The sequence below is a fragment of the Leifsonia tongyongensis genome, assembly GCF_010686705.1.
In the GTDB taxonomy this organism is placed as follows: domain Bacteria; phylum Actinomycetota; class Actinomycetes; order Actinomycetales; family Microbacteriaceae; genus Diaminobutyricibacter; species Diaminobutyricibacter tongyongensis.
In genome coordinates this window covers 328,865-349,261 of sequence record NZ_JAAGWY010000003.1, presented here as the reverse complement: position 1 = coordinate 349,261, position 20,397 = coordinate 328,865, and the positions used below count along the sequence as shown (strand labels likewise).

General features: G+C 68.4%; 17 protein-coding genes and 1 tRNA gene. 8 read left to right on the top strand and 10 right to left on the bottom strand.

Annotated elements, in window-relative coordinates; translation table 11 throughout:
* Nucleotides 1-48: 48 nt before the first annotated feature.
* Genes manD through G3T36_RS15025 form a run of 5 tightly spaced genes read right to left on the bottom strand, consistent with a single transcriptional unit; the run spans nucleotide 49 to nucleotide 5,566 of the window.
* Nucleotides 49-1,299, bottom strand: a complete 1,251-nt coding sequence (manD, locus tag G3T36_RS15045) for a D-mannonate dehydratase ManD (protein WP_163290622.1) — start codon at nucleotides 1,297-1,299, stop codon at nucleotides 49-51.
* Nucleotide 1,300: 1 nt separating this feature from the next.
* Nucleotides 1,301-2,656 (bottom strand): mannitol dehydrogenase family protein, encoded by a 1,356-nt coding sequence (locus G3T36_RS15040; RefSeq protein WP_240148557.1) that lies wholly within the window; start codon nucleotides 2,654-2,656, stop codon nucleotides 1,301-1,303.
* Nucleotides 2,653-3,528: a sugar phosphate isomerase/epimerase family protein gene (locus G3T36_RS15035; RefSeq protein WP_163290621.1), complete on the bottom strand. Its 876-nt coding sequence runs from the start codon at nucleotides 3,526-3,528 to the stop codon at nucleotides 2,653-2,655. Before G3T36_RS15035 ends, G3T36_RS15040 begins: the two co-directional genes overlap by 4 nt.
* Nucleotides 3,525-4,691, bottom strand: coding sequence for a Gfo/Idh/MocA family protein (locus G3T36_RS15030; RefSeq protein ID WP_163290620.1), 1,167 nt, complete (start codon nucleotides 4,689-4,691; stop codon nucleotides 3,525-3,527). The genes G3T36_RS15035 and G3T36_RS15030 overlap by 4 nt, the downstream gene beginning before the upstream one ends.
* Entirely contained in the window at nucleotides 4,688-5,566 is an 879-nt protein-coding gene (locus tag G3T36_RS15025; protein WP_163290619.1) for a sugar phosphate isomerase/epimerase family protein, read from the bottom strand. The genes G3T36_RS15030 and G3T36_RS15025 overlap by 4 nt, the downstream gene beginning before the upstream one ends.
* A gap of 111 nt (nucleotides 5,567-5,677) precedes the next feature.
* Here G3T36_RS15025 and G3T36_RS15020 point away from each other — a divergent pair, with 111 nt between their 5' ends.
* From G3T36_RS15020 to G3T36_RS14995, 6 genes are all read left to right on the top strand, one after another.
* Nucleotides 5,678-6,712, top strand: coding sequence for a LacI family DNA-binding transcriptional regulator (locus G3T36_RS15020; RefSeq protein ID WP_163290618.1), 1,035 nt, complete (start codon nucleotides 5,678-5,680; stop codon nucleotides 6,710-6,712).
* Nucleotides 6,709-8,124 (top strand): glucuronate isomerase, encoded by a 1,416-nt coding sequence (gene uxaC / locus G3T36_RS15015; protein WP_163290617.1) that lies wholly within the window; start codon nucleotides 6,709-6,711, stop codon nucleotides 8,122-8,124. The genes G3T36_RS15020 and uxaC overlap by 4 nt, the downstream gene beginning before the upstream one ends.
* A gap of 69 nt (nucleotides 8,125-8,193) precedes the next feature.
* Complete coding sequence (gnd, locus tag G3T36_RS15010) at nucleotides 8,194-9,651, top strand: NADP-dependent phosphogluconate dehydrogenase (protein WP_163290616.1); 1,458 nt, start codon at nucleotides 8,194-8,196, stop codon at nucleotides 9,649-9,651.
* Nucleotides 9,651-10,004 carry a DUF202 domain-containing protein gene (locus tag G3T36_RS15005; RefSeq protein WP_163290615.1) on the top strand — a complete coding sequence of 118 codons (354 nt, stop codon included), beginning with the start codon at nucleotides 9,651-9,653 and terminating at the stop codon, nucleotides 10,002-10,004. Before gnd ends, G3T36_RS15005 begins: the two co-directional genes overlap by 1 nt.
* Nucleotides 10,005-10,006: 2 nt before the next feature.
* Nucleotides 10,007-10,354, top strand: coding sequence for a DUF202 domain-containing protein (locus G3T36_RS15000; RefSeq protein ID WP_163290614.1), 348 nt, complete (start codon nucleotides 10,007-10,009; stop codon nucleotides 10,352-10,354).
* Between the two features lie 10 nt (nucleotides 10,355-10,364).
* Complete coding sequence (locus tag G3T36_RS14995; RefSeq protein WP_163290613.1) at nucleotides 10,365-10,727, top strand: hypothetical protein; 363 nt, start codon at nucleotides 10,365-10,367, stop codon at nucleotides 10,725-10,727.
* A 298-nt stretch (nucleotides 10,728-11,025) separates the two neighbouring features.
* Here the strand turns inward: G3T36_RS14995 and G3T36_RS14990 are convergent, their stop codons facing one another.
* The 3 genes from G3T36_RS14990 to G3T36_RS14980 all read right to left on the bottom strand — a co-directional run bounded on the left by G3T36_RS14990 (nucleotide 11,026) and on the right by G3T36_RS14980 (nucleotide 13,552).
* Nucleotides 11,026-12,003: a ribose-phosphate diphosphokinase gene (locus G3T36_RS14990; RefSeq protein ID WP_163290612.1), complete on the bottom strand. Its 978-nt coding sequence runs from the start codon at nucleotides 12,001-12,003 to the stop codon at nucleotides 11,026-11,028.
* Nucleotides 12,004-13,428, bottom strand: coding sequence for a bifunctional UDP-N-acetylglucosamine diphosphorylase/glucosamine-1-phosphate N-acetyltransferase GlmU (gene glmU, locus G3T36_RS14985; RefSeq protein ID WP_163290611.1), 1,425 nt, complete (start codon nucleotides 13,426-13,428; stop codon nucleotides 12,004-12,006).
* 49 nt (nucleotides 13,429-13,477) lie between these two features.
* Nucleotides 13,478-13,552 (bottom strand) — tRNA-Gln (locus tag G3T36_RS14980).
* Between the two features lie 121 nt (nucleotides 13,553-13,673).
* Between G3T36_RS14980 and G3T36_RS14975 the strand changes: the two genes are divergently transcribed.
* Both G3T36_RS14975 and G3T36_RS14970 read left to right on the top strand, forming a co-directional pair.
* Nucleotides 13,674-14,168 (top strand): MarR family winged helix-turn-helix transcriptional regulator, encoded by a 495-nt coding sequence (locus G3T36_RS14975; protein ID WP_163290610.1) that lies wholly within the window; start codon nucleotides 13,674-13,676, stop codon nucleotides 14,166-14,168.
* 115 nt (nucleotides 14,169-14,283) lie between these two features.
* Nucleotides 14,284-16,797, top strand: coding sequence for a glycosyltransferase (locus G3T36_RS14970; protein WP_163290609.1), 2,514 nt, complete (start codon nucleotides 14,284-14,286; stop codon nucleotides 16,795-16,797).
* 131 nt (nucleotides 16,798-16,928) lie between these two features.
* Here the strand turns inward: G3T36_RS14970 and G3T36_RS14965 are convergent, their stop codons facing one another.
* Both G3T36_RS14965 and G3T36_RS14960 read right to left on the bottom strand, forming a co-directional pair.
* Nucleotides 16,929-18,545, bottom strand: a complete 1,617-nt coding sequence (locus tag G3T36_RS14965; protein ID WP_163290608.1) for an acyl-CoA dehydrogenase family protein — start codon at nucleotides 18,543-18,545, stop codon at nucleotides 16,929-16,931.
* An 11-nt stretch (nucleotides 18,546-18,556) separates the two neighbouring features.
* The gene (locus G3T36_RS14960; protein ID WP_163290607.1) at nucleotides 18,557-20,368 is read right to left on the bottom strand and encodes an ABC-F family ATP-binding cassette domain-containing protein; all 1,812 of its coding nucleotides are present in this window, start codon (nucleotides 20,366-20,368) and stop codon (nucleotides 18,557-18,559) included.
* Between the last annotated feature and the right edge of the window lie 29 nt (nucleotides 20,369-20,397).

Sequence of the window (20,397 nt, the reverse complement as noted above, 5' to 3'; positions counted from 1 at the left end):
CTGCTCTCTGCCAGTCGTGCATCACCAGTCGTGCATCACCGTCGTGCATCACCAGTCGTGCATCGTCCCGTCGGTCAGACGGTTCACCGGCAAGTATGCCGCCTCGTAGGGGAACGATTGCGCCACGAGGTCGTCGTAGTCGACGCCGAGCCCGGGGTCGTCGCTCGGGATGAGCATCCCGTCGGCGAAGCGGTAGCTGGTGCGGAAGACCTCGTGGGTGGCCGCGCTGTGCCGCATGTACTCCTGGATGCCGAAGTTCGGAATCGCGATTCCGAGGTGGATGGCCGCGGCCAGGCCGACCGGCGAGACATCGGTCGGGCCGTGCACGCCCGACTTGATCTGGTACACCGCCGCATAGTCGAAGATGCGCCGGAGCGCCGTGATGCCGCCCGCGTGGGTGACGGGCGAGCGCACGTAGTCGATCAGCTGTTCCTCGAACAGTTCCCGGTAGTCCCAGATCGTGTTGAACACCTCGCCGATCGCCAGCGGGGTCGTGGTGTGCTCGCGCACCCGCCGCAGTGCTGCCTGGTTCTCGGCCGGGGTCACGTCTTCGAGCCAGAAAAGGTCGTACGGTTCCAGCGACTTGCCGAGCTTCGCCGCCTGGATCGGGGTGAGCCGGTGATGCGCATCGTGCAGCAGCGGAAGCTCGGGGCCGAACTCGTTCCGCACCGCCTCGAACACCGTCGGCGCGTGTCGCAGGTACGCCCGCGTGTCCCAGGTCTCCTCGACGGGGACGGCGCTGCGCCGGGCCGGCTCGTAGTCGTAGCGGGCGTCGCTGCCGCTGCCCGCACCGGCCGCAGCGTTCTTGCTGGATGCGACCCCGTACACCGACGACAACCCAGGGATGCCCGTCTGCACCCGCACCGCCCGGTAGCCCTCCTCGAGGTGCTCATTGATCGAGTCGAACAGCTCGGGCAGCTCCGCCCCGGACGCGTGCCCGTAGACGAGCAGCCCTTCCCTGCTGCGACCACCCAGCAACTGATAGAGGGGCAGCCCGGCGACCTTCGCCTTGATGTCCCACAGCGCGGTGTCCACCGCCGCGATCGACGCCATCGTCACCGGTCCCCGACGCCAATACGCACCACGGTAGAGGTATTGCCACGTGTCCTCGATCCTGTGCGCATCCCGGCCGATCAGCAACGGCACCACGTGCTCGCTCAGATAGGCGGCCACCGCGAGCTCGCGACCGTTGAGGGTCGCGTCGCCCAGGCCGACGAAGCCGTTGTCCGTGGTGATCCGCAGCGTCACGAAATTGCGGCCCGGGCTCGAGACCAGGACCTCGGCGGATGTGATTCGCATATCAGCGTGCTCCTCGCGTTTCGGGGGTGGTGAGATCGTCGAGCCGTCGCAGTTCGACGAGCTGCCGGGCGACCTCGGCGACGAAGGCCGCGTCGACCCGGGATGGTTCGGGTTCGAGCAGGGCGATCGCGTCGTGTGCGCTCGCCTCGACGTCGCGGAGGTCGAGCATCCGCACCAGCGCCTGCGCACCCGGATCGCGGACGGCGTCGGTCGTGAGATGGATGATCCAGGCAGCGACGACGCGTGCCTCCGCCACTCCGACAGGAAGACCCGCCTCGGCGCGCGCACGAGCGGCATCGAGGATGCGCGGAGGCAGCTTCTGCGACCCGTCCTGCGCGATCTGCACGAGCCGATGCTCGATGCGCGCGTTCTCGAAGCGCGAGCGGAGCGTGGCGAACTGCACCTCCAGTTCAGCGGCGTCGAACGGAAGCACGGGGCTCGCCTCCGCCCACACCGCCTCGAGGGCATCCCGGCACACGCTGTCGGCCATGGCCTCGGCGATGGTCGTGCATTCGCGCAGCAGTCCGAGGTACGCGAGCGCCGAATGCCCGGCGTTCAGCAGCCAGAGTTTGCGCCGTTCGAACGGTTCGATGTCGTCGACGAAACGCGCACCGGCGACATCCCACTCCGGTCGGCCGGACGGGAATGCGCCGCTCAGCACCCATTCGCTGAACGGTTCGGTGACGACCGGGGCCGCATCCGCGAAACCGGTGAGCGTGCGGGCGATCGCCTGGTCGCGTGGTGTGGATGCGGGGGTGATGCGGTCGACCATCGTCGAAACGAAGGAGACGTTCCCGTCGACCCAGTCGACCAGACCGGGATCCGTGGATGCGATCCCGCGCACGAGGTCGCGCACGACCTCGCCGTTCCCAGGCAGGTTGTCGCAGCTGACGACGGCGATCGGCGGCGACCCGGCAGCGCGACGCGCACGAAGCCCATCGGCAAGCCGTGCGCCGGCCGACGCGGGTCCCATGGCCCGATAGCCGGCCTCGGTGATCGTGAGCGTGACGATCGCGACAGCGGGGTCGGCCATCGCAGCGCGCCAGAGGCTCTCGTCGGCGCCGTCGGCCGCAACGCTGATGCTCTCGATCAGCCGGGCGGAGTCCCCCGCACCGGCACGCTCGATCAGGGTGTAGACGTCATCCTGGGCGGCGAGCACCGTCGCGGCGTCCGGGCTCCGTCCCGTGAACGCGGCGATGCCCCAGCCCTCATCCGTGTCTGCGTCGTTGGCGAGCTGGGTGTACCAGGCCTGGTGGGCGCGATGGAAAGCACCGAGACCGAGGTGCACGATCCGCACGGGGTGACGCTTCGTGCGCGGTGAATCCGCGCCCATCACCTCCGGACCGACCGACGTCATCGTCTCTCCTCACCGGCGCGTTCCCGGGTGCGGGACTCGACAGCCCACAGGTATTCGAGATTGTCCCGCGTCCGCTCCTCGAGGGGAAGGTCGGTCGAGAAGTCCTCCGCGGTCACCCAGCCGTCGTAGCCGAACGCGGCGAGCGCGGCGAAATAGGCCTCGACGTCCGCCTGCCCGGTGCGCAGCGGAGCCCACTCGTCATGCCAGGAGACGCTGCCGTCGAATCCGGGCTCCCCGGTCGGCACCCAGCGCACGTTCTTGACGTGCACGTGGGCGAGATACGGCCCGAGCAGCTGGAAGGCCGCGAGGTGATCCTCGTGTCCTTCGATGACGAGGTTGCCGAGGTCGTGGATCACGCCGACGTGCCGGGGGTCGAGCCCGTCGACGAGCCGGAACGCAGCGGACGCCGACGGCGTGATCGTCGTGTGGTGCAGCTCGACGAGTGCCTTCACACCGAGGGATGCTGCGCGCTCCGCCGCCCATTCCAGGTCGGCGCGTGTCGCCGCGAACAGCTCGCGGTAGTCGCCGAGCCGTGTCTGCGGCATGGTCACGCGCACCTGGCGGGCGCCCAGGGCCGCCGTCGCGGCGAGCATCCTGTCCACGTTCTCGTGGTCGTCGGCTCGCGCGTACCCGCCGATCCCCGAGAACTCGAGGCCGGCCTCGCGGGTGATGCGCGCGATTTCGTCGAGGGAGCCCTCGAGACCTTCGAGCGGCCAGGTGGCGCGATTGCCTGCCCAGAATCCCGGCGGATCCGCGGGCTGCTGGTCGGTGACACGCCATTCGATGCCCTCCCAGCCCTGGGCGGCGAGGATGCGCGCGGCCTCCTCGGGCGTCCACTCGGGTGTCGAGGCGGTGAAGACGGAGAACCTCATGCGACGGTTCCGGTAACGACGCTGATTCCGTCGAGCGATCCCGACAGGACCTCGTCGACCGCGACCGACCGACCGAGCGTCGCGGAGAGGTAGACCGCACGCACGACCGCGAGCGAGAGGAGAGCGTCCTCGACGCGAACGCCGGGTTCCCGCCCTTCGACGATCGCGTCGACGACATCCTCGTACTGGCGCAGATGGCCCGTGATGAACACATCCGGTCCGCGGTCGCCGCCGCGGAGTTCATCCGCCGGCACCAGCTCAGCGGCCTGGTTGCGAGCCGACGATCCGCCCGGATCGAACGCGTCATCGCCTGCCGCGTAGAAGTATTCGAGCTGGTCGTCGTCGATGATCGCCGACCCGCGGTCGCCATGCACCTGCACGCGCACCGACAGCCCGGGGTAGGCGGCGGTCGTGGCATGGATGACGCCGAGCGCGCCCGACTCGAACCGCACGGTGGCGACGGCGACGTCTTCGACCTCGACGCGGTCGTGGGCGAGCAGAGCAGTGTGGGCGTAGACGTCGACAGGGCGCCCGAGGAACCAGACGAGCAGGTCGACGGTGTGCACACCCTGGTTCATGACGGCTCCGCCGCCGTCGAACTCCCACGTCCCCCGCCACTGCCCTGAGTCGTAGTAGTCCTGGCTGCGCCACCAGGCGACGGATGCGATCCCACTGGTCACGCGCCCGAACCGGCCGTCACGGACCGCCCGCGCGACCGCGACCGACGAGGGGTCGAAGCGATGCTGGCTGATCACCGACACGACGAGCCCGCGCGTCGCAGCGGCTGCCGCGAGACCGGCGATCTCTCTCGCCCGCTCCATCGAGACGTCGAGCGGCTTCTCGATGACGACATGCTTGCCTGCGAGGAGTGCCTCCTCGGCGAGCGGGACATGGAGCCCGCTGGGCGTGCACACCACGACGAGGTCGATCGGGCTGGCGGCGAGCGCGGCGGTCAGGCTGACGTGCTCAGCCGGCCGGGCGATCCCGAGTTCCGACTCGACCTGGTCGGCCAGCATCGTCGCCGCGGCAGGCACGGCGTCGACGAGAGCTGTGATCGTGAGGCGGGGGTGCCGGGCGATCGCCCGTGCGTGGTTGAGGCCGATGATCCCGCATCCGACGATGGCGACGGAGAGGACGGATCGGCCGGTGGCTGCATCGCTCATGCGAGGCGGACTCCAATCTGGTCGGTGAGGGTGCGGAAGGCACGCCCGGCTCGCCCGAACGCCTCCGGTCCGGAGAATCCCCCGAGGGCGTTCACATCGGTGAGGTGCGGTTCGAGCGACGCGAAGCCGGCGTAGCCGTCGTCGCGGAGGGCGGTGAGGGTCTCGAGTACCTGGCCGTCGCCCTCCCCCGCGGGGCGCACTTCGCCGCTCGCTGAGAGGGCATCTTTGACCTGCAGGTACGCGAAGTGCGGGCGCAGCATCGCATAGGCGTCGTCGAATGGTCGCCCGACGCCGACCTGCACGAAGTTCGCGCTGTCCCAGGCGACGCGGAGATGGTCGGAGCCGACCGATTCGATGACATCGAGCACCCGCTCCGGGGTGTCTCCGTAGACGTCCTTCTCGTTCTCGTGCAGGAGCACGACACCGGACGCCTCGGCGAGAGCGGCGAGGGCGCGCATCCGCTGCAGGACGTCGTCTCGGATGCTCTCCACGCTCACTCCATCGCCCCGGTAGAACGAGAAGATCCGGATGAAGCCGGAGCCGAGCCGATGGGCGGCAGCGATCGCCCGTGTGAGGCGTTCCACCTCGTGCTCGACCGGCAGAGAGACGTCCACCTTGCCGATCGGTGAGGCGATGGCCGAGACGCCCATCGAGCGCTCCGACAGGATCCCGGCCAGCCGATCGAGCGAGTCCTCGTCGAGATCGACGATGTTCACTCCCCACGCGCTGCGGACCTCGATGTGGTGGGCGCCGAGCGCCTGCAGCACGGCGGCCTGCACGACCGGGTCCTGGTCGATCTCGTCGCCGAACCCGGAGAGGGTCCACGTCGGCCGGGTCGCCTGGGTCGGCCGGGTCGGCCGGGTCGTCTGGGTCATGTGACTGCTCCTGAGGTGAGGCTGGGTCGCACCGAACACCTCATCGTGACTCTCCTTCGATTCTGGTGCAACCGTTTGCCACAATTTGCCAAACTATGCTTTGCTTCCCCCATGGAACCTCTCGCCGGAGCGGGGTCACGACGCCCCGCGACCCTCGCAGACGTTGCAGCAGCCAGCGGCGTCGCGACGTCGACGGTCTCGCGCGCCCTCTCCAATCCTGGCCGCGTCAATGCGATGACACGGGAGCGGATCGAGCGCGCGGCACGTGAACTCGACTACGTTCCCAACTCCCAGGCCCGCGCGCTCACCTCGGGCAGGACACGGGCGATCGCAGTCCTCGTGTCCGATGTGACCAACCCGTTCTACTTCGGGATCATCCGCGGCACGCAGCAGCAACTCAAGGCGGCCGGGTACACGCAGCTGCTCATCGACACCGAGGAGTCCGACGAATTCGAGGACGGGATGCTGCACAAGCTCCGCCGGTCCTTCGACGGGGCCATCCTCGCCGCCTCGCGCCTGACCGACAGACGCCTCACCACTCTCGCCACCGAACTGCCCCTGGTCGCGATCAACCGCCAGACCAGAGGGGTCCCCAGCGTCTTCATCGACACCCCGAGCGGGATGGAGCAGGCGCTCGGGCACCTGGTCTCCCTCGGGCACCGCGAGATCGCCTATGTCTCCGGCCCGGAGACCTCCTGGCCGAACGAAGGCCGCTGGCGCGCGCTCCAACGGGCGGGCGGCGCCTACGGCGTCACGGTCCGGCGGATCGGGCCGTTCACACCCAAGAAGAGCGCCGGTGCCGCGGCTGCCGACGCTCTGCTCAACGCGGGCGTGACGGCGTGCATCGCCTTCAACGATCTGCTCGCGATCGGCATGCTGATGCGTTTGCGCGAACGCGGCGTGAGCGTTCCGGACGAGATCAGCATCGTCGGCTGCGACGACATCTTCGGGGCTGACTTCTGCAGCCCGCCCCTCACCACCCTGACGGCACCGATCGAGCAGGCGGGGCGAACCGCCGTGTCGATCCTGCTCTCCCGTCTCGAATCCGACTCGATCGTCGCTGCCCGGCAGAGCGCGACGCTCCCCACCCACCTCACGATCCGCGCATCGACGGGGCCCGCCCCCCACGTGAAAGGACGATCATGACTGCTCTTGCGCCGCATCCCGACCGGCTGTTCCCCATCGAACCGATCGAGCGCGACCTCGCGCGGCGCCTCCACGCATCCGTCGCCCAGGCGCCGATCTACTCGCCGCACGGCCACATCGACGCTGCCATGCTGGCCGACGACGCTCCGTTCCCCGACCCTGCGGCGCTGCTGATCACCCCCGACCACTACGTTCTGCGCATGCTGCATGCGGTCGGGGTGCCCCTCGACGAGCTCGGGGTGGCACGCGCCGGAGCCACGGCCCGCCCATCCGGCCGGTCCATCTGGCGGCGCCTCTGCGAACACTGGGACGACTTCCTCGGCACGCCCGTCCGCTACTGGTTCGAAACCGAGCTGAACGAGGTCTTCGGCCTGACCGAGCAGCCGTCGGCCGCCAACGCGGACGAGCTCTACGACCAGCTCGCCGAGACGCTCGCGCGCGACGAGTTCCGGCCGCGCGCGCTCATCGAGCGGTTCCGGATCGCGGTGCTCGCCACCACGGACGACCCCGCCGACGACCTTGCTGCGCACCACGCACTGCGCGACGACCCGACGTTCGGAGCGAGCGTCATCCCGACGTTCCGCGCCGACCGCTACATGCATCCGGACGAACCGGCCTGGGGCGGGAAACTCGACCAGCTTTCGGCGCGCTCCGGAATCGACTGCTCGACCTACCGCGGGCTGCTCGACGCCCTCCGCAGCCGTCGGCAGGCGTTCATCGCGGCCGGAGGGACCGCGACCGACAACGGCGTGCTGGATGCGGGATCCGAGCCGCTCGACGCATCCGACGCCGAACGCCTCCACCGTGAAGCGCTCCTGGGGCCGCTGACCGCCGCGGAGGCCACGGCCTACCGGCGCAACATGCTCTACCAGCTCGCGGCGATGTCCAGCGAAGACGGCCTCGTCATGCAGCTGCACCCGGGGGTCATCCGCAACCACCACCGGCCGACGTTCGACGCGTACGGGCCCGACACGGGTCACGATCTTCCCGACGTCGGCTCGTTCACCCGACCGCTCACGCCGATCCTGCGCGACTTCGGCACGAACCCGACGTTCCGGCTGGTGCTGTTCACCGTCGACGAGACGACGTTCTCGCGCGAGATCGCTCCGCTCGCCGGCTTCTACCCGTCGGTCTACGCCGGGGCGCCCTGGTGGTTCCTCGACACACCGGCCGCGATCCTCCGCTACCGCCAGGCGGTCACCGACAGCGCCGGGTTCACCAAGACGAGCGGCTTCATCGACGACACCAGGGCGTTCTGCTCGATCCCCGCACGCCACGACATGTCCCGCCGCGTGGATGCCGCCTACCTGTCGTCGCTGGTCGCGACCCACCAGCTCAGCGAAGAGGACGCTTTCACCATCGCCCAGCGGCTCGTCTCGGACATCCCGCGGGCGACCTTCCGTCTTCCGTAACCGAGCAGAACGGCGCAGCAGCCTCCCGCTACGCTGGAACAAAACCCCCATCCACTGAAGGAGTCGATCGTGCCCGAGTCCACCGTCGGAAAAGCCAACATCGGAGTCGTCGGTCTGGCGGTGATGGGCTCCAACCTCGCCCGCAACCTCGCTTCGCGCGAAGGGAACACGGTCGCGGTGTACAACCGCACGTTCGCGCGCACGGAGACACTCACCGGCGAACATCCGGAGGCCGGCTTCGTCGCGAGCGAGGCCATCGACGACTTCGTCGCCTCGCTGCAGAAGCCGCGCACCGCGATCATCATGGTCCAGGCCGGGGCGGGCACGGACGCCGTCATCGACGAGCTCGTCGAGCGTTTCGAGCCCGGCGACATCATCGTCGACGGGGGAAACGCCAACTTCCATGACACCATCGCCCGCGAGAAGCGCATCAGCCCGACCGGAATCCACTTCGTCGGTGCCGGCATCTCCGGCGGCGAAGAGGGCGCCCTGAAAGGCCCGTCGATCATGCCGGGCGGCTCGGAGGAGTCCTACAAGACCCTCGGCCCCATCCTCGCCTCGATCGCGGCGATCGCCGAAGGCGAGCCGTGCGTGACCCACATCGGCACCGACGGCGCCGGCCATTTCGTCAAGATGATCCACAACGGCATCGAATACGCCGACATGCAACTGATCGCCGAAGCATACGACCTGCTGCGCACGGTCGGCGGCCTCGAGCCCGCCGCCATCGCCGACGTCTTCAGCGAATGGAACAAGGGCTACCTCGAGTCGTACCTGATCGAGATCACGGCCGAGGTGCTGCGCCAGGTGGACGCCAAGACGGGCAAGCCGTTCGTCGACATCGTGCTCGATGAGGCGGGGTCGAAGGGCACCGGTGTGTGGACGGTGCAGAACGCGCTCGACCTCGGCATCCCGGTCGGAGGCATCGCGGAGGCGGTGTTCGCGCGCGCGGTGTCGTCGAAACCGACGCAGCGTGCCGCCGTGCAGTCCGTCGTGAAGAGCCGGCCGGAGATTCAGAAGGTGGATGCCTCGTTCGCCGACGACGTGTCCAAGGCGCTGTACGCATCCAAAGTCGTCGCCTACGCCCAGGGGTTCGACGCGATCATCGCGGGCGCGGAGAAGTACGGCTGGAACATCAACAAGGACAAGATCGCCAAAATCTGGCGCGGTGGCTGCATCATCCGCGCGCAGTTCCTCAACCGCATCGCCGACGCGTACGACGAGAATCCCGACATCGCTACTCTGCTCGAAGCCCCGTACTTCGCGGACGCCGTGGCAGAGGGCGAAGCGGCGTGGCGACGCGTCGTGGCCACTGCGGCTCTCTCAGGCGTGCCGGTGCCCGGGTTCGGCTCCGCGCTGAGCTACTACGACTCGCTCGCATCCAAGCGGCTCCCCGCCGCCCTCGTGCAGGGACAGCGCGACTTCTTCGGCGCCCACACCTACAAGCGGGTCGACGAAGACGGCGTCTTCCACACGCTGTGGTCGGGCGACCGCTCCGAGATTCAGACAACGGGGTCTTCTCACTAGTGCGCGAGCCGAGTTGGCGACAAGAAGGCGAGGAACCCGACTACCGGTTCTCGCTCGCGAACGAGCGCACCTTCCTGGCTTGGGTGCGCACCGCGCTCGCCCTCCTCGCCGGGGGTGTCGTCCTCGAGCAGTTCTCGACCGAGATCGGCCCTCACGACGTGATCGTCGTCCTCGCGGTCGCACTCAGCGTCATCTCCGCAGTACTGAGCGTCATCGCTTTCGTGCGCTGGCGGGCCAACGAGATCGCCATGCGGCACGGCAGACGACTGCCCACCACGGTCGCGATCCCGCTCCTGTCTGCGGTGGTCCTCGCCGTGGCCGCTGTGATCGCAGTACTGCTCGCGGTGCACTGACGATGCCCCCCAGGGAGCCCGGCGATGAGCCAGGCCGCGATCCGGGACTTCAGGGCGAGCGCACCGCCCTGTCGTGGACGCGCACGGCGCTCGTCATCACGGTCAACGCGCTGCTCGCTCTCCGGAGCGGGCTCGTCTCCGGTCAGCTCGCCCTGACCGTCGTGGGCGTCGTCCTGCTCGTCGCGGCGATCGGCGCAGTGCTGTACGGAAACGTCCGCGGACGCGCTCTCGCGGGCCACGGTGGACACCAGATTCCTCCCGCCGCACCGGCGCTCCCGATGAGCATCCTCGCCGGGGTGACGCTCATCGCATGTGCCGCGGGGGTTGCGTCAGTGCTCGTACGGCACTGAGACTCGAATCATGACGTTCGACGACCACCCGGAGCTCGCAGGGTACGAGCCGCTCGGCGAGCCCCTCCACGGGCGCCGCAGGAAGAGCATGACCAGGGCCGTCGTCGTGCTCGGACTGCTCGCGCTGATCCTTCCCGGAGTGCTGACCACGGTCTCGGTGTCGTCGGCCACGGCCGAGAGCACGTGTTCCGTCTACGTGCGGCAGTACACCCCGGATGCGCAGAGTTCCTCCGCACGATTCGAGCTGTTCGGTCCGTTCGGCCCGGGCTGGCAGTGCTACGCACTCAACACGGAAGGCGACGCGCGGTTCGTTGCTCCGCTCGGCCTCATCCCGACGACTCCGCGGCCGCCGCGGCCGGCCACGAACAGCTGAGCCGGCGCCGCCCGGCCGCCTCCATCCAGCCCACGCTTCCCGGTCGCCCGTACCGTCCGTCCGTCCAGGAATTCAGGACTTCGTGTGACGAGAGTGACGGATGCGCACCCGATCCGGCCGATTCGGCCACTTTGGACCGCATCCGGCCCCGGAACTCCTGTTCTACGAACACGTGGCGCGGCTCGCGAAGGGCGCGGATGCACAGAAAGGTGTCAAGAAGGGTGGGTGTCAGCGCGGCGCACTCGTAGTTTTTGCCATCTAGGCAGGACAGCGTGAACGCCGGGACAGCGGGTGGGCGCTACGCAGCCCCGTCGAACATCGACGTGACGGAGCCTTCGGTGAACACCTGGTGGATCGCGCGGGCGAGCAGCGGCGCGATCGGGAGGATCGTCAGCTTCTCGAACCGCTTGTGCTCCGGCAGCGGAAGCGTGTCGGTGACGACAACCGAGTCGATCGCATCGCTCTGGAGAAGCTCGACCGCCGGGTCGCTGAAGACGGCGTGGGTGGCGGCGACGACGACGCCGATCGCGCCGGCCGCCTTGAGGGCTTCCGCCGCCTTGACGATGGTGCGCCCCGTGTCGATCAGGTCGTCGACGAGCAGGCAGACGCGACCGCTGACCTCGCCGACGATCTCGTGCACGGAGACCTGGTTCGGAACCAGCGGGTCACGACGCTTGTGGATGATGGCGAGTGGCACTCCGAGCCGGTCGCTCCAGACATCCGCGACACGCACGCGCCCCATGTCCGGCGATACGACGGTGAGGGTCGTCGGGTCGAGTTCGTTGCGCATGTGCTCGAGGAGCACGGGCATGGCGAACAGGTGATCGACCGGGCCGTCGAAGAAGCCCTGGATCTGCGCCGCGTGCAGGTCGACCGACATGATCCGGTCGGCTCCGGCCACCTTGAAGAGGTCGGCGACCAGGCGTGCCGAGATGGGCTCGCGGCCGCGGCCCTTCTTGTCCTGGCGCGCATACGGGTAGAAGGGTGCGACGACGGTGATGCGCTTGGCGGATGCCCGCTTGAGCGCATCCACCATGATCAGTTGTTCCATCAGCCACTCGTTGATGGGCGACGTGTGCGACTGGATGACGAACGCGTCGGAGCCGCGCACGCTCTCATCGAAGCGCGCGTAGATCTCGCCGTTCGCGAAGGTGCGGGCGTCGGTGGGAACCAGGTCGCTTCCGAGCTCGTCGGCGATCTGCTGCGCCAGGGCGGGATGTGCACGCCCCGAGATCAGAACCAGTCGCTTCTGCCCGGTGGCCGTGATTCCTGACACCTATTCCCCGCTCTCTTCCGCAGCTCGTGCGGCGTCGGTGCCAGGGCGTTTCGTGGCGACCCAGCCCTCGATGTTGCGTTGCGGAGCTACCGTGATGGCGAGTGCGCCCGGTGGGACGTCCTTACGGACGACCGTGCCTGCGCCGGTGTAGGCTCCGTCCCCCATCCTAACGGGAGCGACGAACACGGTATTGGTGCTGACGCGCACGTGGGAGCCGATCTCGGTGCGGTGTTTGTTGACGCCGTCGTAGTTCGCCGTGATGACGCCGGCGCCCAGGTTCGACTTCTCCCCCACCTCGGCGTCGCCGACGTAGTTGAAGTGCGCGAGCTTCGTCCCTGAGCCGATGCGCGCGTTCTTGGTCTCGACGAAGGTCCCGATCTTGCCGGATGCGCCCAGGTAGGTTCCGGGGCGAAGGTAGGCGAACGGGCCGACGGTCGCATCCGATTCGATGACCGAGAGGGTCGCGTCGGTGCGGTTGACGCGGGCGTTCTCGCCGATCTCGCAGTCGAGGAGTGTCGTGTCCGGGCCGACGGTCGCGCCGCGTGCGATCACCGTCGCACCGAGGATCTGGGTGCCGGGCAGCAGGGTCACGTCCTCGGCGAGCTTCGCCTTCAGGTCGATCCAGGTGGTCGCCGGGTCCTGCACGGTGACACCCGCCAGCTGCCAGCCGCGCACGAGCAGCGCATTGAGCTTCGCAGCCGCCTCACTGAGCTGGGCCCGGTCGTTGATCCCTTCGACCAGCCACGACTCCGACACCGGAAGGGCGTCGACCTCCGAGCCGGCACGGCGCAGCAGTTCGATCACGTCGGTAAGGTACTTCTCACCCTGCGCGTTGTCGGTCGTCAGCGACGCCAGCTGGTCGCGCAGCGCCGACAGCCCGAATAGGTAGATGCCCGCATTGATCTCACCGATCTCGCGTTCGGCCTCTGTGGCGTCCTTGTGCTCGACGATGCGGTCGAGGTGGCCTTCGGGGGTCCGCACGATGCGCCCGTATCCGGATGCGTCGGCCGGGAAGCTCGACAGGATGGTCGCGGCGGCGCCGCCGGAACGGTGGGCCGCGATCAACGACGACAGGGTGTCGGCGTCGAGGAGCGGGACGTCGCCGTTCACGACCAGCACATCACCGTCGAAGTCGGCGGGAAGCGCTGCGACGGCCATTTCGACTGCACGCCCGGTGCCGGCGACGTCGTCCTGGTCGACGATCACACTCTCGGGAAGGTCGGCTTCGATCACCTCGACGAGCCGGTCACGCTCGTGGCGCACCACGGTGACGACATGCGCGGCGTCGAGGGCGCGGGCGGTCGCCAGCACATGGCTCACGATCGGCACGCCGGCGAGCGGGTGGAGGAGTTTCGGTGTGGCGGATTTCATTCGCGTGCCCTGGCCCGCCGCCAGGACGACGATCGCGAGATGTGCATCGGTCATGCGTGGTCTCTTCCTCTCAGCCGCGACGAAACGCCGTCACGGGTTCGCGTGGCTCCGCCTCCAGGACTCGAACCTGGACCTAACAGCTCCAAAGGCTGTCGTGCTGCCATTACACCAAGGCGGACCGCGAGCACTACATCGTTCGCATCCCCCAGTTTGCCAGACGGCGACGTCGCACCCGGACGCGCGCGGCCGCAACGGGCACCTGTCGGCCAAACCGGAGGGCGAAGAAATAGCATGGTGAAATGCCTGATGCAAGCGACGAAGTCGACCGGATCGTGGACTCGTGGATGCGAGAACGCCCCGACCTCGACTTCTCGCCTTTGCAGGTCCTGTCGAGGGTTGCGCGGCTGTCGAAGCACCTCGACCGCGCACGCAAGACGGCATTCACACGGTCCGACCTGGACTCGTGGGAGTTCGATGTGCTCTCGGCACTCCGCCGTGCGGGCGCGCCGTATCAGCTGAGCCCGAAGGCGTTGCTGCAGCAGACCCTGGTCTCCAGCGGGACGATGACGAACAGGATCGACCGGCTCGTCGAGCGCGGTCTGGTCGAACGTCGCACCGACCCGAACGACGGGCGCGGCATCCTGGTGCACATGACGCCCCAGGGACTTACTCGCGTGGATGCAGCGATCACCCGCCTCGTCGACGCGGAGGCCGAGCTCCTGTCGTCACTGTCGACAAGCGACCAGGAACGGCTCGCGGGACTCCTGCGGCGGCTGTCCCTCGGCTTCGACTGAGCTTCTGGTCGCGCCGGTCCCCGCCCGGCGCGACATGGCTGCGCTGCGCGAGAGGACGTACCGGCATAGGCGGCTCACAGGAGACCGTTATGCCGCGCCAATACAATCGGAGGCGATGAGACTGTCACGCCTGAAACGATTGCCCTCCCGTGTCAAGCGCGCCGCCCGCTTCGAGATCCACGCGTACTGGCGTCGCCAGCCGATCGTGCCGGGGTCGGTCCTCTACGAGTCGTTCTCCGGCAACGGCATGCTCTGCAACCCGGAGGCGATCTTCCGGAAGCTCCTCGCGTCACCCGATCTTTCGCACCTCACCCACACCTGGGTGCTCTCCGATTTCGACCAGTACGCGTCCACGATCGCTGAATTCGCCGGCCGATCTGACGTGACCTTCGTCCGCTACGGTTCTCCCGCCTACCTGCGCGCGCTGGCGACGAGCAATTACCTCGTCAACAATGCGACCTTCCCTCCCGATTTCAGCAAGCGCGACGGCCAGGTGTACCTCAACACGTGGCACGGCACCCCGCTCAAGCGGATGGGCTACGACATCGAAGACGGCGCGCTGGCGACGGCGAACATCATCCGCAACTTCGTCGCCGCCGACTACCTGCTCGCCGCGAACCCGTTCATGGCCGACCAGATGTACGAGACGGCATACAAGCTCCGCGGCATCTACCGCGGCACCATCGTCGACGAGGGCTATCCCCGGATCGACCGCCAGCGGCTGGATGAGGCGGGGCGGGCGAGCATCCGGAGCAAGCTGGTCGAGGCGGGGATCCCGCTCGGCGACCGCAAGGTCATCCTGTATGCACCCACCTGGAAGGGCACATCCTTCTCGGAGCCGAACGACGACATCGACGACCTGCTGACCCATGTCGCGGCCGTCGAGAGCCGGATCGACACCAGCCGATACGCCGTGCTCCTGAAGACGCACCAGATCGTGCACCGCCTCGCGCACACGCGGCCCGAACTGAAGCGGATGCTCGTGCCGAACGAATTGCCGACCAATGAGATCCTCGGCGCCACCGACATCCTGGTGACCGACTACTCCAGCATCTTCTTCGACTTCCTCGAGACAGGTAGGCCCGTCGCCTTCTTCGCTCCCGATCTCGCCGACTACAACGACACCCGCGGCCTCTACCTGGAACCCGACCAGTGGCCCGGACCCGTGGCGATGACCGCTCACGAACTGGGCGACACGCTGAAGACGATCGCAGAGGACGGCGACGCCATCCCCGCTGGGCACCGCGAACGGTACCTCCGGATGCAGCAGGAGTACTGCGGCTCCGAGGACGGGCACGCCTCCGATCGCGTGGTCGACATCGTCTTCCGCGGCAAGACGGACGGCTACCGACTGCGCACCGACCACTCGGACGGCCGCACGTCGATCCTGCTCTACCTCGGCGGGATGCAACCGAACGGCATCACGACTTCCGTGCTGAACCTGCTGAACAACATCGACCATTCGGTGTACGACGTCTCGGCGTTCTTCGCCCAGAGCACGTCGCCGGCGGCGATAGCCAAACAGCGGGCCATCAACCCCGAGGTACGGCAGTTCCCGCGGGTGGGCGGGATGAACGGGCCCAAGGCGCGGCATCTGGCCCGCCACCTCCATTTCCGGCGCGGCCGGATCGCCGAACACCGTGACCACCCGCTGCAGGACGAGCTCTGGAACGACGAGTGGACACGCTGCTTCGGTGACAGCGTGTTCGAGTACGTCGTCGACTTCAGCGGCTACGGTCCGTTCTGGGCGACCCTGCTGCTGCATTCCCCCGACGCGAAACGGTCGATCTGGCTGCATAACGACCTGGCGTCGGATGCACACCGCGAGATCGACGGGCGGAAGCGGATGCTGCACAGCCTCACCCAGATCTTCACGCTCTACGAGCAGTACGACCACCTCGTGTCGGTCTCCCCGACTCTGTCGGACATCAACCGCCGCGAGCTCGCCGAGTATGCCGACCCGCGCAAGTTCGTCTCGGCTCTGAACACGGTGGATGCGGACCACATCCTCGAATACTCGGTCGCCGATCTGCGAGCGGCGAGCTTCGACGACGAGACGGGCACGGTTCCCGCGTGGGCCGAAGCCCTGCTTTCGCCCGACGACGACGTCACCACGTTCGTCACGGTCGGGCGGCTTTCACCCGAGAAGAACCAGGGTCGGCTCATCCGCGCGTTCGCAACCGTGCATGCGGCGAACCCGCAGACCCGCCTCGTCATCGTGGGCTCCGGCCCGTTGGAGGACGAGCTGAACGCCCTGATCGCCGAACTCGGGCTCACCGGCGCGGTGTTCCTGACCGGCATGCAGCGCAACCCGCACGTGATCATGGCCCACGCCGACTGCTTCGTGCTCTCCAGCGACTACGAGGGCCAGCCGATGGTCATCCTGGAGGCGCTCGTACTCGGCCTGCCGATCGTCACCGTGGAGTTCGCGTCGGCGAAGAACGCCCTGCCCGCCGGGTCGGGCATGGTCGTGCCACAGACGGACGAGGGCGTGGCGGACGGGATGGCGGCGTTCCTGCGTGGCGAGGTCCCAGCGAGCGTGTTCGACTACCACGCGTACAACCGCAAGGCGGTCGACCAGTTCTACCGCGCGATCGGCGCCACGGCGGACGAGCCCCAGCCCGTCTGAGCCCCCACCCTGGCGCGCTGCAGCCGCTGAGAATCACCCTTACCGCCGAGAGTCGCTGCTCTGCCGGGTCAGCTCGGCTACGCCGGTGACTCTCGGCGGACTGGGCGGACTGGGCGGGCGGGTCAGGCGGGTCAGGCGCGGGCGAGGATGGGAGCGACGTCTGTCCCCGGGTCGAGCTCGCCGTAGAGGGTGGAGCGGTGTTCGCCGAGGCGGGCGGCGACGAAGGCGCGGGAGACCGCATCCGGGGCCGTGCGGAGCATCAGGGACGCCTGCAGGGTGAGCGCGAGGGCTCCGACGAGACGGCGCGCCTGAGCTGCGGCGAGGTCGCCGCCGGCGACCGACCGCGCGAGCGACCGCGTGGACTCGAGGTGGGCGTCGAAGACGGGGTCGATTCCCCGGGCCGTCGCGACCTCGGCATCGAAGGCGTCGAGCGTGTCCGGCTCACGGGTGATCGCGCGCAGGACATCCAGCGCGATCACGTTGCCCGACCCCTCCCAGACCGCCATCACCGGCTGTTCGCGGTACCGGCGTGCCAGCGGGAACGCTTCGGTGTAGCCGTTGCCGCCCAGGCATTCCAGTGCCTCGTACGCGTGGCCGGGCCCCCGCTTGCAGACCCAGTACTTCGTGACCGCTGTGGCCAGCCTTCGGAACGCGCGGTCCGTGTCGGATGCGTCATCATCGTGGGCACGGGCGAGCCGGAGCGAGACGGCGATCGCGGCCTCCGACTCCAGCGCCAGGTCGGCGACCACCGCGGTCATGGCCGGCTGGTCGACCAGCAGGGCGCCGAACGCGCGACGGTGCCGGACATGCCAGAGCGCTTCGGCGACCGACTGCCGCATCCCGGCCGCCGTCCCGAAGATGCAGTCGAGCCGAGTGCGGTTGACCATCTCGATGATGGTTCGCACGCCTCGACCCTCCTCCCCGACGAGGAAGCCGACCGTGCGGTCGAACTCGATCTCGGCCGACGCGTTCGACCGATTGCCGAGCTTGTCCTTCAGCCGCTGGATCAGGAACGGATTGCGGGTGCCGTCGTCGAGGACGCGCGGAACCAGGAAGCAGCCGAGCCCCGCATCCGTCTGCGCGAGCACCAGGAAGGCGTCGGACATCGGCGCGCTGCAGAACCATTTGTGGCCGGTGAGGAGCCAGCTGCCGTCACCAGCATCGACGGCGCGCGTGGTGTTGGCCCGCACATCCGATCCGCCCTGCTTCTCGGTCATCGCCATCCCGAACAGTGCGGACGTCTTGCCGGGCCGCAGATTCGGGTCGTAGTCGCGGCTGAGCAGGCGTGGATTCCAGCGCTGTGCGAGTTCCGGATTCGCGGCGAGCGCAGGCACCGCCGCGTGGGTCATCGAGATCGGGCAGGCGTGGCCGGGCTCGATCTGCGCGAACAGCATGAAGGTCGCCGCGCGTGCGACGTTCGCGCCGGGTCTCGGCTCGGCCCAGGCCGAGGTGTGGGCGCCAGAGCGTACGGCTTGGGCGAGGATCCGATGGTACGACGGGTGGTATTCGACCTCGTCGATCCTGTTCCCGACGCGATCGAACGCGACGAGGCGCGGCTCGCAGGTGTTCGCCAGCTCGGCGTCGCGCTGGAACTCCTCGGTGCCGACGTGGGTGCCGACGCGCGTGAGCTCACCGTCGGCCCAACCCGCGTCGTAGTGTCGGACGCCTTCCACGAGGGCGGTGTTGGTGCTGAACTCGTCGACTCCGACGCGTCTCGGGACCTGGTTCGTGACCTCGTGGGTGACCATTTTCTGCCGTCCTAATGCTCCAGTTGTTCGGACAGTTCGAGCCAGCGCGTCTCGAGGTCCGCCACCTCGTTCTCGAGTCTGCGGAGCTCGTCGGTGAGGACCCCGAGGCCCTGGTAGTCGCTCTGGTCGTGCTCGGCGAGGAGCTCGTGGGTGCTGGCGACCCGGTCGGCGAGCTTCGCCAGCCTGCGGTCGATCGACGCGATCTCCTTCTGCGCGTTGCGGAGCTCCGCGCCGGCCAGCGCGGGCGAAGCGGATGCGGCGGATGCGGCGGCCCGGGTCGCGGTGGCTGCATCCGACGCGGCGGTGGTGGCCGCCGCCGACTCGGACCGACGCAACGCCAGGTACTGGTCGACGCCGCCGGGCAGGTGCCGCAGTGCCGCATCCATCACCGCGTACTGGTTGTCGGTGATCCGCTCGATGAGGTACCTGTCGTGCGAGACCACGATGAGCGTGCCCGGCCAGGAGTCGAGAAGGTCCTCCATCGCGGCGAGCATGTCGGTGTCGAGGTCGTTCGTGGGCTCGTCGAGGATGAGCACGTTCGGCTCGTCCAGCAGGATCAGCAGCAGCTGCAGCCGGCGCTTCTGACCGCCGGAGAGGTCTTTGACCGGCGTAGAGAGCTGCGCGCTGGTGAAGCCGAGGCGCTCGAGCATCTGCCCCGGCGTCATCTCTTTGCCACCGGCCAGATACGTGGTGCGCTTGCCGGCGATGACGGCACTGACCCGCTCGTCGAGGATGTCGTCGAGATCGCCCAGCAGCTGCGTCAGCGTTGCGATCTTCACGGTCTTGCCGCGCTTCACCCGGCCGCTCGTCGGGGTGACGGTCCCCGCGATGAGACCCAGCAGCGTCGACTTGCCCGCGCCGTTCACCCCGAGAATGCCCGTGCGCTCGCCCGGCGCGATCCGCCACTCGATGTCGCGGAGCACCGTCTTCGGCGGGTAGACGACCGTGGCGTCGAGAAGATCCACCACATCCTTGCCGAGCCGTGCCATGGCCATCTGGCTGAGGGCGACGGTGTCGCGGGGCGGCGGTTCGTTCTCGATCAGTTCGTAAGCCGCATCCATCCGGAACTTCGGCTTGGAGGTGCGTGCTGGTGCTCCGCGGCGCAGCCAGGCCAGCTCTTTGCGCAGGAGGTTCTGCCGTTTCGATTCGCTGGCGGCGGCCATCCGGTCACGCTCGACGCGTTGCAGGATGTACGCGGCGTAGCCGCCCTCGAACGGCTCGATCAGGCGGTCGTGCACCTCCCAGGTGGCGGTCGAGACCTCGTCGAGGAACCACCGGTCGTGGGTGACCACGAGGAGACCGCCCGCGTTCGCCGGCCAGCGCGACTTCAGGTGATTCGCCAGCCAGGCGACACCCTCGATGTCGAGATGGTTCGTCGGTTCGTCGAGGAACAGCACGTCGAGGTCCTGCACCAGCAGGGTCGCGAGGGCGACACGACGCCGCTGGCCGCCGGAGAGGTCGGCGACCAGGGCATCCCAGCGGATGTCCGAGACCAGCCCGGCGAGCACATCGCGCACGCGTGCGTCGCCGGCCCAGACATGCTCATCCAGTTCGCCGACGATAGTCTTGCCCACCGTCAGCGACGGGTCGAGCTCGTCGCCCTGGTCGAGTACGCCGATGCTCACCCCACGACGGCGGGTCACGCGACCCGAGTCGGGCTGGATGCGGCCCGAAAGCAGGGCGAGCAAGGTCGACTTTCCGTCGCCGTTGCGGCCGACGACGCCGATGCGGTCGCCCTCATCGATCCCGACGGTCACACTGTCGAAGATGACGCGGGTCGGGTACTCGAGGTGGAGCGCCTCAGCGCCCAGAAGGTGTGCCATGTATGCCCCAGTTTAGTCGCGCGTGCCGC

Coding starts and splice junctions, on each gene's coding strand:
- manD (WP_163290622.1), bottom strand. CDS start 1,299: ATGCGAATCACATCCGCCGAGGTCCTGGTCTCGAGCCCGGGCCGCAAT.
- G3T36_RS15040 (WP_240148557.1), bottom strand. CDS start 2,656: ATGACGTCGGTCGGTCCGGAGGTGATGGGCGCGGATTCACCGCGCACG.
- G3T36_RS15035 (WP_163290621.1), bottom strand. CDS start 3,528: ATGAGGTTCTCCGTCTTCACCGCCTCGACACCCGAGTGGACGCCCGAG.
- G3T36_RS15030 (WP_163290620.1), bottom strand. CDS start 4,691: ATGAGCGATGCAGCCACCGGCCGATCCGTCCTCTCCGTCGCCATCGTC.
- G3T36_RS15025 (WP_163290619.1), bottom strand. CDS start 5,566: ATGACCCAGACGACCCGGCCGACCCGGCCGACCCAGGCGACCCGGCCG.
- G3T36_RS15020 (WP_163290618.1), top strand. CDS start 5,678: ATGGAACCTCTCGCCGGAGCGGGGTCACGACGCCCCGCGACCCTCGCA.
- uxaC (WP_163290617.1), top strand. CDS start 6,709: ATGACTGCTCTTGCGCCGCATCCCGACCGGCTGTTCCCCATCGAACCG.
- G3T36_RS15000 (WP_163290614.1), top strand. CDS start 10,007: ATGCCCCCCAGGGAGCCCGGCGATGAGCCAGGCCGCGATCCGGGACTT.
- G3T36_RS14995 (WP_163290613.1), top strand. CDS start 10,365: ATGACGTTCGACGACCACCCGGAGCTCGCAGGGTACGAGCCGCTCGGC.
- glmU (WP_163290611.1), bottom strand. CDS start 13,428: ATGACCGATGCACATCTCGCGATCGTCGTCCTGGCGGCGGGCCAGGGC.
- G3T36_RS14975 (WP_163290610.1), top strand. CDS start 13,674: ATGCCTGATGCAAGCGACGAAGTCGACCGGATCGTGGACTCGTGGATG.
- G3T36_RS14970 (WP_163290609.1), top strand. CDS start 14,284: ATGAGACTGTCACGCCTGAAACGATTGCCCTCCCGTGTCAAGCGCGCC.
- G3T36_RS14965 (WP_163290608.1), bottom strand. CDS start 18,545: ATGGTCACCCACGAGGTCACGAACCAGGTCCCGAGACGCGTCGGAGTC.
- G3T36_RS14960 (WP_163290607.1), bottom strand. CDS start 20,368: ATGGCACACCTTCTGGGCGCTGAGGCGCTCCACCTCGAGTACCCGACC.